Source organism: Anaerohalosphaera lusitana (genome assembly GCF_002007645.1).
GTDB classification, from domain to species: Bacteria; Planctomycetota; Phycisphaerae; order Sedimentisphaerales; family Anaerohalosphaeraceae; genus Anaerohalosphaera; species Anaerohalosphaera lusitana.
In genome coordinates, this window is the sequence record NZ_CP019791.1 from 3,979,053 (window position 1) to 3,991,638 (window position 12,586).

Annotated in this window: 10 protein-coding genes; 1 reads left to right on the plus strand and 9 read right to left on the minus strand. The window is 50.7% G+C overall.

What is annotated here, in order from left to right; genetic code table 11:
* Positions 1-68 precede the first annotated feature (68 nt).
* The 6 genes from STSP2_RS16135 to STSP2_RS16160 all read right to left on the minus strand — a co-directional run bounded on the left by STSP2_RS16135 (position 69) and on the right by STSP2_RS16160 (position 8,940).
* Positions 69-812 carry a PRC-barrel domain-containing protein gene (locus tag STSP2_RS16135; protein WP_169853288.1) on the minus strand — a complete coding sequence of 248 codons (744 nt, stop codon included), beginning with the start codon at positions 810-812 and terminating at the stop codon, positions 69-71.
* A 43-nt stretch (positions 813-855) separates the two neighbouring features.
* Positions 856-2,358 carry a BON domain-containing protein gene (locus STSP2_RS16140; RefSeq protein WP_146663747.1) on the minus strand — a complete coding sequence of 501 codons (1,503 nt, stop codon included), beginning with the start codon at positions 2,356-2,358 and terminating at the stop codon, positions 856-858.
* A 131-nt stretch (positions 2,359-2,489) separates the two neighbouring features.
* Positions 2,490-4,835 (minus strand): endonuclease/exonuclease/phosphatase family protein, encoded by a 2,346-nt coding sequence (locus tag STSP2_RS16145; protein WP_146663748.1) that lies wholly within the window; start codon positions 4,833-4,835, stop codon positions 2,490-2,492.
* Positions 4,835-6,106, minus strand: a complete 1,272-nt coding sequence (locus STSP2_RS16150) for a glycosyltransferase (protein WP_169853289.1) — start codon at positions 6,104-6,106, stop codon at positions 4,835-4,837. Before STSP2_RS16150 ends, STSP2_RS16145 begins: the two co-directional genes overlap by 1 nt.
* A 16-nt stretch (positions 6,107-6,122) precedes the next feature.
* Positions 6,123-8,402: a hypothetical protein gene (locus tag STSP2_RS16155; RefSeq protein ID WP_146663750.1), complete on the minus strand. Its 2,280-nt coding sequence runs from the start codon at positions 8,400-8,402 to the stop codon at positions 6,123-6,125.
* A 25-nt stretch (positions 8,403-8,427) separates the two neighbouring features.
* Complete coding sequence (locus STSP2_RS16160) at positions 8,428-8,940, minus strand: type 1 glutamine amidotransferase domain-containing protein (RefSeq protein WP_146663751.1); 513 nt, start codon at positions 8,938-8,940, stop codon at positions 8,428-8,430.
* 353 nt (positions 8,941-9,293) lie between these two features.
* Here STSP2_RS16160 and STSP2_RS16165 point away from each other — a divergent pair, with 353 nt between their 5' ends.
* Positions 9,294-9,947, plus strand: coding sequence for a response regulator (locus STSP2_RS16165; protein ID WP_146663752.1), 654 nt, complete (start codon positions 9,294-9,296; stop codon positions 9,945-9,947).
* A gap of 17 nt (positions 9,948-9,964) precedes the next feature.
* On the opposite strand, the gene STSP2_RS16170 is transcribed toward STSP2_RS16165, so the two are convergent.
* From STSP2_RS16170 to STSP2_RS16180, 3 genes are read right to left on the minus strand one after another with little or no spacing between them, the layout of a single operon-like run.
* A complete protein-coding gene (locus tag STSP2_RS16170; protein ID WP_146663753.1) occupies positions 9,965-10,519 on the minus strand; it encodes a YeeE/YedE thiosulfate transporter family protein in 555 nt (184 codons plus the stop codon).
* An 11-nt stretch (positions 10,520-10,530) separates the two neighbouring features.
* Positions 10,531-11,169, minus strand: a complete 639-nt coding sequence (locus STSP2_RS16175; RefSeq protein ID WP_146663754.1) for a YeeE/YedE thiosulfate transporter family protein — start codon at positions 11,167-11,169, stop codon at positions 10,531-10,533.
* Between the two features lie 22 nt (positions 11,170-11,191).
* Positions 11,192-12,559, minus strand: a complete 1,368-nt coding sequence (locus STSP2_RS16180; protein ID WP_146663755.1) for an MBL fold metallo-hydrolase — start codon at positions 12,557-12,559, stop codon at positions 11,192-11,194.
* Positions 12,560-12,586 lie beyond the last annotated feature (27 nt).

Genomic DNA, 12,586 nt, shown 5'->3' on the forward strand with positions numbered 1-12,586 from the left:
CTCCTTCCGCCGGGCTCATTGCAACACGCGCCGCCGAGTCAAAAACAGCACCGCATGCAGCTTAAAGATCATGACCAGTATTTCGGTCGGCCATAGTAATCATAAAGCCGTATCTCAAGTTCACGGTTTACGCCCTCCTCCGGATCAAATTCAGGACTCTCCTTGACTGCCTGCCGGTCCACATCCATCTGCACGGATTTTTCGGCCCAGTCTATATCTCTAGCCCACTGGGGAGGGATGATAACTTTCTTGCCGGGCAGCCAGTTATGGGTGTCTACAACCAGATAACGTATCATGTCATTTTTGGTTTCGACTATGATGTCGTCGACATGGCCAATTTTGCCGTCACTGGCATGTATGTGATAGCCGCGGACCTCCCGGATGCTGCGCAAATGCGTGCTTTCGATCTGCTCTTCACTGCGTTCGCCGGGGTCAGCTTCCATCGGCGGCATGGCAATGACGCCGCCTGTTTCCGCTGTAAACTGTCCGGTCCAGTATGGCGCCCAGCCGTAGTACTTGTGGAGCTCGACCTCGTACTGCTTGGAGACCGGCATGTCCGCAGAAATCTCGGGACTGTTCTTTACCTTCTCGCGGGTCAGTTCAACCGGCAGTACCCTGTCCGGAACCGTAACGTTTTCGATGCAGACAGGCGAAAGCAGGACTTTCCTGCCGGGCAGCCATTTACCCGTATCGACCACCACATATCGTATCTTCCAGCCGCGGTCGTCAAAATAGTAATCGTAAACAGTACCGATGTTTCCGTCGGTCGCTTCAACGTTGAAATCTATCAAATAGTTGGCACTAAGAAGCATGATCATCTCCTTGTAGAATTAAATTTCCACACTTAATAATGACCTAGAAGTAACCAAAGTAATAATACGGATGCATATCGCGACTGGCCGGAGGAAGCTGCTCATCCTCATTGTTCCTTACATCGAGATCGCTCTTTACCTTTTCCGCACCGCCTTCATATGCATTCTCGATCGCAGCCAGCACTTCCTGCCAATCGTTAACTGTACCCGTGAGAATAGCTGTACCGTCCTGAACCATCACATTAACGTCTTCGGCCTCAACGAAAACAGTCCAGAACAGCTCATCTCTGATATCCTCCTTGATCTGCTGATCGGACTTCCACAGATACTCGGCATCTTCGGCATCGACTACGCTTATCCTGTTGTCAATCGCCGCGACGCCCTTTATTTGCGAAGCTATGTTTTCCGCCATATTTTTTTCGGTTATATTCTGAACGTTGCCGTAAAGGTAAACCTTTTGATTTCTAACAGTGACAGTGATCTCATGAGGCTCGGTGACCGTGTGCCTTTTGAGAGCAACTCTGATCTTCCCGGCAATAGCATCATCTGAAGGCACCTCCTGCGGCCTTACCTTCAGCTTATTCGAAACCTGCCATACGCCCGTAACATTCGATGCATCGTCTTCTGCCGCGTTTTTCTCGTACAGACTAGCGACCGTACCCCTAAGCGTCGCTTTATGCCCCCTAATATCAATGCGAATATTCTCACGGTTCACTCTTACATCCGAACTCAGTGCCGAAGCAACAGCCGCTTCAACATTGACCGCCGTAGAATCCTGCATCTCGGTTGGATATTCCTTCCAGGGCTTCACGATCAGATCAGAAGAATCGACTCGTTTGACGCCAAGTATAAATGCGTTCCTCCTTGCCCTGCCCATCTGAAAAACACTGCCGGTTTCGCCGCTCAAGACAGCGACTCCATCCTTCACAGCAACATCTATACTCTGCGCATTGAGATAAGGATCGTATTTCATGTTCTGTCTTATCTCCGCTGCGAGCTCGGAATCCGGCCGATCGATCTTCACAGAGACCTCGATCTCATTTCTGACGGACCTGACCCCTGCAATCGATTCTGCGATCTTCTCGGCGATACGTTTTTCCGTGATGGATTTAACCTCCCCGCCAACACTTACAACGCCATTCTCAACCTTGACATCCAGCGCCATCAGTTCGGTAACAGGATTGTCCTCCAATGCCTGCTTCACATTCTGTCGGATAGCCTGGTCGGGAATCTCTATCGGACGAACAACGAGCTCATCACGTACTTCAACGACCCCCAGTATACTGCCGGCAATATTTAATGCCCTTTCTTTAGCGATCAGATTGTCGACCGATCCGTCCAGTGTCACAATCCCTTCATTGACGCGTATGTCCACCAGATGAGGCGATACAACGTCGTCTTTTTCCATCTGGCGCATGATCGCATCATTGATATCAGAATCGGACTTGATCACCGCACCGCAGCTAACCGACCCCAGAAATGAAATGATCAGAACACTAACAAGAAATCCATATGCTGAAAACAAATTCCTGTTTTTCAAATTCATGTACTTCCCTTCAATGAATTAGCATGATCTCATTCGTTACATCCTCTCTTGTACCAGATGCCAGGCACCATCGAAATCAGGGTTTTACTGAATCCCCCCTTCCTTTTTCCTGACACGTATGAGTAACCGCATCATTCAAGGATCAAGTCCGCAATGACGGGCCTGTGATCGGACGCGATCCTTGCCAAATGAGTATCACCTGTCTCACATTGCGCCACCGCAATCGGCCCCCTGTAGAAAATATGATCCACTCGAATGAGCGGGTATCTTCCCCAGAAACTGCGAAGACGTCGCCTCCTGCCATTGTCGATCTCATCAAAGTGCTTCATGCATCTCTGATAAAGTGCGGATCCAGCCGGGAAGTTGAAGTCGCCGCAGAAGATTACGGGCCTTCCTGTATCTTCGTTACCAAGCCAATCGCTGCTTAGCAACTCGTCCACCTGCAGAGCCTTCTCTGAAGCATTTAGCCCCAGATGCGTATTCAGGATCCGGACAGAGTTGCCGTCAACCTCAATCTCAGCAAGTATAGCGCCCCGCGGTTCACGTCTGGGTTTTCCTTGTCTGCCGCAAATAGCACCTGCCTTTATCAGTTTCAACGGAAAGCGGCTGAGAATCGCATCACCGTATTGCTCTTCTTCGATCCGCATTGCGGGATGAAAATGGAGATCCATGCGCAGCAGGTCAGCTATCGTCTGTGCCTGATCCCGTCCGAATGTCCGCCGTCTTCCGACATCCAGTTCCTGCAAAGCTACAACGTCCGGCTCATATTGCTCGATCACCTTGGCCACGCGCAAAGGGCTGATCCTGCCGTCCATCCCCTTGCAACTGTGAACATTGTAAGTCATTATGCGCAACGCCTTGCGGGTTCGATCGAGATCGCCCGGCTGACTCTGATCGGGCATTCTTTTCTGCAATCTCAAAACAGCATTACGGATATCGGTCGGCCTTAGATAGCCTTTTTCGCCTGTGTCAAATATCCCGGTCGGCGCCAGACAGAAACCCTCTGCTTCCTCGGCAAGTATTCCGCCGTGTGAGCCGTTTTCAACTGCGAACGAATAATATTCGTCGCGCGACTGGAAGCCGCTTATTATGATATCACCTGCGTTTTCATGATGACAGGCAGACATAAAATCGCTGACCATTTCATCGTAAGCGACACGGTCCACATCGAAAAACTCATCAGCCTGCTCAGGAAGGGTCCATCTTCTCTCGCCTTTCATTGCAACGACCGATCCTCCATCCGCGGTTAGAAATACGAGCGGCACAGCTTCGTTTCTGGCCAGTGTATTTGCGAATGATCGCTTCTGTTCCAACGTCATACTCTTTGGAAGATAGACCTGCCCGACCGGACCAAGAGCAGTCACAATAGGACTCTCACCAAGATGCCGGTGACCGCCGAGCCGCTCCTCCACGATCACGCCAAGCCTGTTGAGGAAATTCTGATTGGATTTCTTCTCGCCGTCGTCCGAGACATTTCGAGAATCATGATATATCTCTCTAACCACTCTCTCCAGACTCTTGCCGTGCGTTTTTGCATACGGTATTGTGTCGACCTGTCCATGATCTGAATATACCCATATATCGTAATCGCGACCCGCCCGATGGCCCGCCTTCCAGATCCTTTTGATCGCACTGTCGATACCTTTGAGCGTCCAGTGGGCGAATTTCGACGTTGCCCCACGCCGATGGGACTGATCGTGATATCCCATGAAATTCGCATGTATTATGCCCAACCCACGCGCCATATCCATCTTCACGCCGATAACAGTGATCTCCCGCATCATTATGCAAAGGGCAACACGGGAAGGAACAAACTTGAGCTCCTTCCAGAGATCACGCCCCCTGACAAGTCCCCGGAAAAAATCGAATACCGCAATAACGGTTTCTACCACCAGCAGAGCACCCACACGTAAAAGAGCGAACCAGTGCATTAGAACCGCAAGTACGAATCCAAGCGTTTTCCACCTCTTGAAAATGGGAGCAAAGCCAAGACTGGCCACGCAGAAGTGCGGATCGTCGGCTCCGCCTGTGTAAATATTCGAATAACTGCTTCCCTTATCGCACAGGCCCTCGCCCTGTGAACTCAATCGCTTTTCCATGACCTTTGCATCACTCGGATTGAAAAGTGCCATCACCCTGCCGCTCTCTTTATCGAGAAAGCTGAAAGACGGAACCGAACATTTGACCCCGTAAAATATCTCACCCTGAACAGCAGGCGTGGAACAAGGCATGCCTGAATAGTGATAGTGCAGTTTATATTTCTGCTTGTCGAGAAGGTGCTTCAGAAAAGGCAGCTTACCGTCTGCCATGGCTTTTTCCATCTGGCGGTGCGATAAAGCATCTATCTGTATAAGCACAATGCGCCGTTCCGGAGCTGCCCCTTTGCGTCTGGGCGATGCGACCAGGCGTATGAGCCATTCACTTCGGTTGAAAATCTTGCGTATTTTTCTAAAAAACACTTCCGGTATGTGCAGCATTACCGTTCCTCAACCGTTGCATGAGAAGAAAACATCTCGCCGGCAGCATTTGCATATTTAAGAAACAGATCCCACTCCGCCTTGAGCGATTCCAGCAGCAAAGTCCAGTTGCGTTCGCGTTTCTCAGGGTCCCTTCTTTTGTGTGAAAGGACACTCTCATATTCGGCAAGCATCTTGTCGGAGCAGTTATTCATGGAATAATCCTCCGCCGTCTGTCTTGCAGCGGATCTCATGCTGCCTTTTTCATCTTCACTTAGATCGTGGTATTTTGAGAGCATCCGCGCGAATCTATCGCAATCCGAATCTTCTTCCAGAAGGTAGCCATTGCTTCCGTGTTCGAGAACATCGTTAACACCGGGTGCTTTAAGTGCGACCACCGGGCACCCTGCAGCCATTGCCTCAGCCAGAACCATACCCTGAGTCTCCGTCAACGAGGAAAACGCAAAGACATCCGCTGCGTGGTAAGAGTCTATAAGATCCTGATCCGACTTCATGCCTGCAAACACAGCCCTGTCAGCAACGTCTGTACCATCAAACAGAGACTCCAGATTCTTACGGCTAGGCCCGTCTCCAACGATCAGCAACTTTGCGTCTGGTTTTGCCTGTAGAAATTTTTTAGCCGACTGGCAGAGAAATTTCAGGTTCTTCTCCTCGGCAAGACGACCAACGTGCCCCACCACAAAGTCGTCGGGGTCCAAACCGACCTGCTGTCTGAATCTGGCACCGTCTCCCTGTGCATATTTATCCGTATCCACCCCGGTCGGTATAACTGTTATAGGCGTTTTAACGCCGCGTTTTCGCAGCACATCGGCAACGCTGTTGCTGGGCGCAATTACCTGGTCGCAGAGATTCGCATAGCCTTTCGTAAAAGTAATAACAAACTGCCTGACCCTGTCCGAGGTGAGATTAACATTGTGAATGTACCGCTCATACATCGTATGATAGGTGAAAACCAGGGGCAGATCATACCTTGCTGCAATTCGCATTGCGGTGCTGCCTATCAGGAAAGGAAAATGCGAATGAACTATCTCGGGCTGGAACTTCTCAATGTGCTTATGCAGGCTTCCCGGCAGCGGTAATGTCGCAGGAAAACCGATGTCGTTGAAATTCTTTATTGCAGAGACGCGCACCACGCCTTCTTCTTTGTAGTCCTGATCAGCCTTGGGCGCAACTATCAGAACCTGGTGTCCCTTTTCGCGGAAACACTGCGTGAAGGTGCGAATCGACTTATCCACGCCGCCAAAATATGGAGCGTAAGTATTTGTCATCATTAGTATGTTCATCGTCCTATGTGCCGGCCTTGTTTACAACGGTACGCTTCTGGCCCTCCTCAACATACGTTCGTTCGTAACTAGGTATATCTACCACCACCTGCGGCCGTTTACCGCTAAAATCTTCATCAAGACTCACAGTGACCTTATCATCACCAAATTCAAACGCAACTCTGACCTCGCCCCACAAGGTCGGCGCAGGTCCTATAGTGATCTTTTCACCTTCCCTACACCAATCTTTCCGAATGCCCTTGCCCAGCACGAGTTCACTGTCCGATGTATCTTCGAAAACCAGACAGTTTCTGAGATACAGAACCCATTCACATGCCGCCCATACATGCTGTCCGTCGCCCATGCAGCCGCCCTCGGTACGGGGGTGGATCGCTTCTGGCCATTGCCCTGTCGAACTGGCGAGCCTGCTTATCGAATCAGCCAGCATGCCGTGCCTTTCATCGCCTGCCTGCATAAGAACCTGAGCAATGTGCAATGTCAGATATGCGTTTATGCCTGAATGCGATATGTCCAGGAAGAAACCGTCCTTGTGAAGACAATGCTCCACCAGGTATTCCGCTGTAGCGAGCAGCCTTTCGTCGTTCGATTCAAATACCTGACAGGGATAGCCGGCAGACATACACCCCACAGTCCCCGAATCCAGCCTGCGATTGCAGGAAACCGGCATCGCACGCGTACCCAATCGCTGATGCGCCTTTTCCAGACTGGCGTCTATGGCTTTGAGGATTGCGGCAGCTTTTTGCGAATATTTATTCGAAAGCTCGGCTTCATTCTGGGCTTCCATCATTTCCGCGGCAGATCGCAGACCAGCCACCGCCCAGAAGTCGTCCCAGTAATAGTAATCATTCGGTCCGAAATGCTCGGCGCTGAAACCGGCGGGCAAGAGACCCGTATGCGCTTTGTCACCCTTGCTGCTGGTGCATTTACGGCAGATCCAGTTCGCACCTTTCTCCACGGCCCGGATCATATCACCGGAAAGCTTCCGGCCTGTCATCTTCCAGTACTTATAGATGATCCATAAGGCCTGGCCGTTAGAATCCCACTCACCCTGCTGCGACAGGAAATAACCAGTCGGCATCTGCCTGTCCGGATAGGTAGCGAGCACGCTTTCGACGCGTTTTGGGAAATTCGCACAAAGCATCGCATGCAGAATAAACGAAGCATCTCTGAACCAGAATCTTTTATAAGTAAACGGACCCGGGAAGACTTCCTCGTCCGTGGCGTGCAGAAGCAGTGTGCGGATCGCGTTCTCATACAGGTACTGCTTGCGTTTGTCCGGGATACTCACCCGGCAATAGTCCCCCACAGCCCTGCCCCAGTCATCCTCGCGAGCATTCGCCTGGTAAGTAATGCGTTTCTTTTCGTGATGCTTTCTCGGTTCCAGAGGAATATTGATTTTTATCTCTCGTTGTTTGCCGGGCTCGATCTTGAAAAGGGCCGCAGCGTTGGCCATGCCTACATCACACAGAACATGATCCTGCCCGCCCTTGGATGTCAACTGGTTTGCTACATCACCCTGCTCGTATTTACTGCCCAGGCTGACATCGGCAGGCGTTTCAAAGTTTATGGTATCTTTCGAATTGATCTTCCAGGTCCTGCCGTCTTTGAAGGCGATCTCATGTACGAAACTGATGCCCTCGGAATTGCACGGCCTGACGCTGGCTGCGATATAGCCTTCTTCGCTCATCGACCCGCGCAGCCTGATCGCACATTGCGGAACGCCGTCCTGCAGTTCAACGTTCATCGTCGAAAGCAGCTTATGACCGTCGGGACTGAATCGCGTCGCAACAGCGATATCTTTGCCGTAGAACAACCTCTGCTGCACATCTTCCCGACGTCTTGAAGGTGCCATCACGTTACCCTTACTGTCAACCAGCCAGAAATCGATAGACCAGCCATCCCAGTGCGGAGTCACAAGCCCCGTCGGGTCAACGATCGGCAAATAGTCATACCCAGGCAGACCCGCTGCCGTCCAGTTTCTTTCTGTCAGGTTGATGTACGTAAGCGAGAAGGCCCGCGGAATGAACGCTTCCTCGGCCGGGTTAAACTGCCTGTGAACCCACCACGGCCAGACCCAGTCCGAATTCTGCGGTATCGCCCTGCTGTTGATCAGCCCGCGAGCGTGAAACATCGCGCTTGCACGGACGAGCTCCATTGGGCCGGCAACTTCGGACGGCTGAGCAAATCTTTGAAAATATGACCACAGCGAAATCGGGTCCAGAAAACCATGACGCTTCGCTGCCTTACTGATGAATAACTTCCAGGGAAGCCATTTTAACCACATATCACTTTGCCGGAATTGAACTTAATTAGCTTATATGCGCTGCGCACATATTGTTGATCTCTCTGAAGAATGCAGGAAGGTCATCGGGCACTCTGCTCGTTATGAGGTTGCCGTCAACCACAACTTCTTCATCAACGTAGGTAGCACCCGCCGCCTTGAGATCGTCGCGTATCGCCTTGTAGCACGTTGCTCTGCGTCCCTTGAGCACATCCGCTGACACAAGGACCTGGCCGCCGTGACAGATCGCAGCCACACATTTGCCCGCCTCCATCATTTGCCGTGTCACCTCCAAAGCCCTGCTGTAAAGACGCACGGTTTCTGGCGATTTACCGCCGGGAAGTATCAGCAGGTCGTAATCATCGGCATGAATGCTGGACAGTGATTCATTAATATCGACCGGATATCCATGCTTGCCGTGCACCTTGCCCTTTTCGGGCCCAGCGACGTCAACAGGTATGCCAGCTTCCTTGAGCCTGTAAAATGGATAGTAGAATTCCATATCCTCTACCCCACCGGCTACGAGTATCAAAGCTTTCATGTATATCCCCTTTCTGAACAAGTAAATCAGTTTGTAATTCTTACCATGAGTTTAACGGCAGCATTCTGTGCGCGAAATAGGGGATTTGCTCATTTATACCCGCCCTTAACCTTAAAATCTCATCCGGCACCTGCCGCACTTTTTTCGTGAGAAACCAGCAACAAAAAGGCCTGGAGAATGCTACATTTCCTTAATTTAGCTGCTACAAAAGCGTATTAACGACCAAAGTATGAATTTTATGTTGTTGCCGGAACGTTTTGTGCACATTTACCATACTTGACTTTGACCGCCATCTCGTTTATTATATGAGTTAATTGTATTGAAGAACTCCAATCCCCGAGAGGAATAATCTAATGGGCATTAGAATTTTGATTGCCGATGATCACGGCATCGTCAGGCAGGGAATAAAGGAAATTGTAAGCCAGCACGAAGACATGGAAGTCATCGGCGAAGCGGCGGATGGGCTTACGACCTTGAAACTGGTCCGGGACCTAAAACCCGACATAGTATTGATGGATATAAGCATGCCCGACCTCAACGGGGTCGAGACCACACGCGAGATCAAACGTGATTATCCCGATGTGAAAATAATCGGCCTCTCGATGCACTCAGCCAAGAAATTCATCAGCGAAATGCTCAAGGCCGGCGCATCCGGCTACCTCCTCAAGGACACGGGCTTTGAAGAGCTCATCAATGCCATTACCGTCGTCAGTTCCGGACAGAATTATCTCAGCCCGGCCATTACCGAGACAGTGGTGGAAAATTATGTCCGCAACTCCCCGGAAAGACCAAACTCCGTCTTTTCAACGCTCACAAAGCGGGAACGACAGATACTGCAGTCACTGGCCGAAGGCAAAACCACAAAGCAGACTGCCAAGGACCTGTTCATTAGCCCCAAGACGGTCGAAGCACACAGGCTCAACGTCATGAACAAACTTGGCATCGACAACGTCGCAATGCTCACAAAGTACGCTATCCAGGAAGGCCTGACCTCACCTGAACCATAATAGGCAGTCGCGATCGCCTAAGCATAAACCTCCAACAGCACAAGCGAAACTATGATCGCTATTTCCATAGCTATCACGATTACCAGCCGGTTTACCTTGAGTAAGTCGGGAATAGTAAGTTTACCAAAGTCCCCCTTGTTGAGAATTTTTGCATCGAGCGTTGAAAACCACCAGGCAAACAGCCCCGCTCCGAGCATCTGACCCGGAATTCCGCCTAGAAGAGCATCCAATGACCCCTGACCCGCAGCACCGGTAACTGTACCAGGACAGTAGCCAAGCAGACCGAAACCAACCCCGAAAATGATACCGCCAATCAGCGACGCACCCACTGACCCTTTTTTAATGTGCAGTCTGACAAGGCCCAGTTTTTCCAGCACGAATATGCCCGGCATTCCAACCGCGATCGCCATCAAAATCACCTTGGCGACCGTGAAATCTTCAAGCAGCAACTGACCAATCAGAATGTTGTATTCTGTCACCCCGCCTTTCTGCAGCAGAAATCCGAACACAATCCCAGTGATCAAACCGATCACCAGTTGAATACCTTTGGCTGCATGCAAACCCTTAAGCACGAAACCCCCCCTCAGATAAAGAAACCATAATACAGGACCATAGCAGTGAGAACACCGCTGGCAAACAGACTGATCAAAACGATCCAACTGCTGACCGCAAGCTGGAGTGTACCGCTGATGCCATGCCCACTGGTGCACCCGCGTGCCCATCGGGCACCGAGGCCCATAACAGCACCACCGACCAGTGCGAAGATCCATCTGAGCAGACCCGACGGGCCGGCTGTCTCCTGCCACACAGTAGGAACCATCCTCAGTACAAATCTGCCGCTAAGCTGGGCAGACAGAAACGCACCAATGAAAATGCCAAGCACAAACATCCACTCCCAGTCAACCTTAGGCGGAAATTTCTGGTAATAAGCATTCTCTTCCACAGTCCTGCGCTGAAACAGTTTCTGCACCATTCCAGCAGTACGCGCATAAGCAGTGGAAACGCCGATAGGATGATCCGAAAGCACAAAAGTGAACATGCTCAGCACACCTATTCCCGCGCCTACCCAATATGGAGACCACCTCAAATCCGTGAGTAGACTTCCATCCTCACCTTGCACGGCTGAACCGGATTCTTCCGCCTGCGCCATCGCAGGAATTACTGTGAAGCAAAGAGTAACCGCAAACAGTAAGGCAATAGCTGCACCCTTATTGCGAAACATCTATTTTCCTCCAGATTACACTTTAAGAAGTTACAGGACATCCCAGCTTTGAGCACGCTGCCATCGAGCCCAGGCAGTCCTCCACAAATCTAAAGCCGTTCATCTTCAGATAAGAGGCCGCGATGATAGCACGTCTGCCGCTTCCGCAGAACGTGGTGATCAGTTTATTGCGGTCCAACTGATCGATCTGTCTGGGCAAATACCCAAGGTACATATGCTGAGCGATCGGCAGGTGCCCTTTTTCGAATTCCGATACGGTCCGCACATCCAGCAAAGTAAAGTCCGTTTGATTCTCGATCCTCTTCTTCAATTCTTGCGCATGAACAGCCGGGATCATGTCGTAGATGAGCCCGCTCTTTTCCCACTGGTGAATACCCTGCCCGAGATACCCAACGACATTGTCGTAACCGAGCCGGCAGAGGTGCCTTACCGCCTGCCCCACGTCGGCTTTGTTTTCAACAACCAGGCCGATCGGTTGGTCATAAGGTATAAGCCATCCTGCATAGGCTGGTATCATGTTCAGCGGAATCGCCAGACTGCCCGGAATAAAGCAGCCTGCAAAAGCTTCCGGACTCCTAGCATCCAATACTAACATTCCACTGTCCTGACTCTTCTCGAAAGTCGAGACATTCATTCTTTTCACCGGCTTTTGCATATCCTTTTCGGGCGGCCCGAATTGGTTGTATTCCTCCATCTTCTTGAAGTAAGGAGGCTGATAGTGATGCTCATTAACCTTGTAGTTAACGAATTCGCCCTTGTCGGTCTTCTGCAGCACAGGATTGTGCTTTCTTTCGTATCCAATCGTTGAGAACTCCCGTGATGCCATTCCCGACCCGCAGACCGAGCCCGCTCCATGAGCAGGATAGAGAATGACATCGTCACCCAGAGGCAGCAGTTTATTGAAAATGCTCTCATACAAAAGTCCTGCGACCTCCTCTGCCCTGTCAGGGAAAAAGTCGGTACGCCCAACATCACCTATAAACAACGCATCTCCGGTAAACACACCAACAGGGTCATCACTGAAGTTGCTGTCGATCACAGCTATCGAAATACTGTCGAACGTATGGCCGGGCGTTTCAAGAATTTTCAGCTTAAGATCGCCTATCTCAAACTCATTCCCTTCACTCACCGACTGCCCATACGAGAATTTCGTTGCACCGCTGTGATATATCTGCGATCCGGTTTTGTCCATCAAAGGCAGAGAACCGATCACATAATCCTCATTGCGATGCGTTTCGAAAATGTGCGTTATATTCACTCCCTTCTCACGCGCCATTTGCAGATAAACGTCTATGTCCCGTCTGGGATCGATCACTGCTGCCTGGCCGCCGCTTCCGAGCATGTACGACAGATGAGCAATACCTTCTGATTTGATCTTTTCTAAAAACATCACTGCTCCCTTCTTGTAATGTGATCC

Coding starts and splice junctions, on each gene's coding strand:
- STSP2_RS16135 (WP_169853288.1), bottom strand. CDS start 812: ATGCTTCTTAGTGCCAACTATTTGATAGATTTCAACGTTGAAGCGACC.
- STSP2_RS16165 (WP_146663752.1), top strand. CDS start 9,294: ATGGGCATTAGAATTTTGATTGCCGATGATCACGGCATCGTCAGGCAG.
- STSP2_RS16155 (WP_146663750.1), bottom strand. CDS start 8,402: ATGTGGTTAAAATGGCTTCCCTGGAAGTTATTCATCAGTAAGGCAGCG.
- STSP2_RS16145 (WP_146663748.1), bottom strand. CDS start 4,835: ATGCTGCACATACCGGAAGTGTTTTTTAGAAAAATACGCAAGATTTTC.
- STSP2_RS16180 (WP_146663755.1), bottom strand. CDS start 12,559: ATGTTTTTAGAAAAGATCAAATCAGAAGGTATTGCTCATCTGTCGTAC.
- STSP2_RS16150 (WP_169853289.1), bottom strand. CDS start 6,106: ATGATGACAAATACTTACGCTCCATATTTTGGCGGCGTGGATAAGTCG.
- STSP2_RS16160 (WP_146663751.1), bottom strand. CDS start 8,940: ATGAAAGCTTTGATACTCGTAGCCGGTGGGGTAGAGGATATGGAATTC.
- STSP2_RS16140 (WP_146663747.1), bottom strand. CDS start 2,358: ATGAATTTGAAAAACAGGAATTTGTTTTCAGCATATGGATTTCTTGTT.
- STSP2_RS16175 (WP_146663754.1), bottom strand. CDS start 11,169: ATGTTTCGCAATAAGGGTGCAGCTATTGCCTTACTGTTTGCGGTTACT.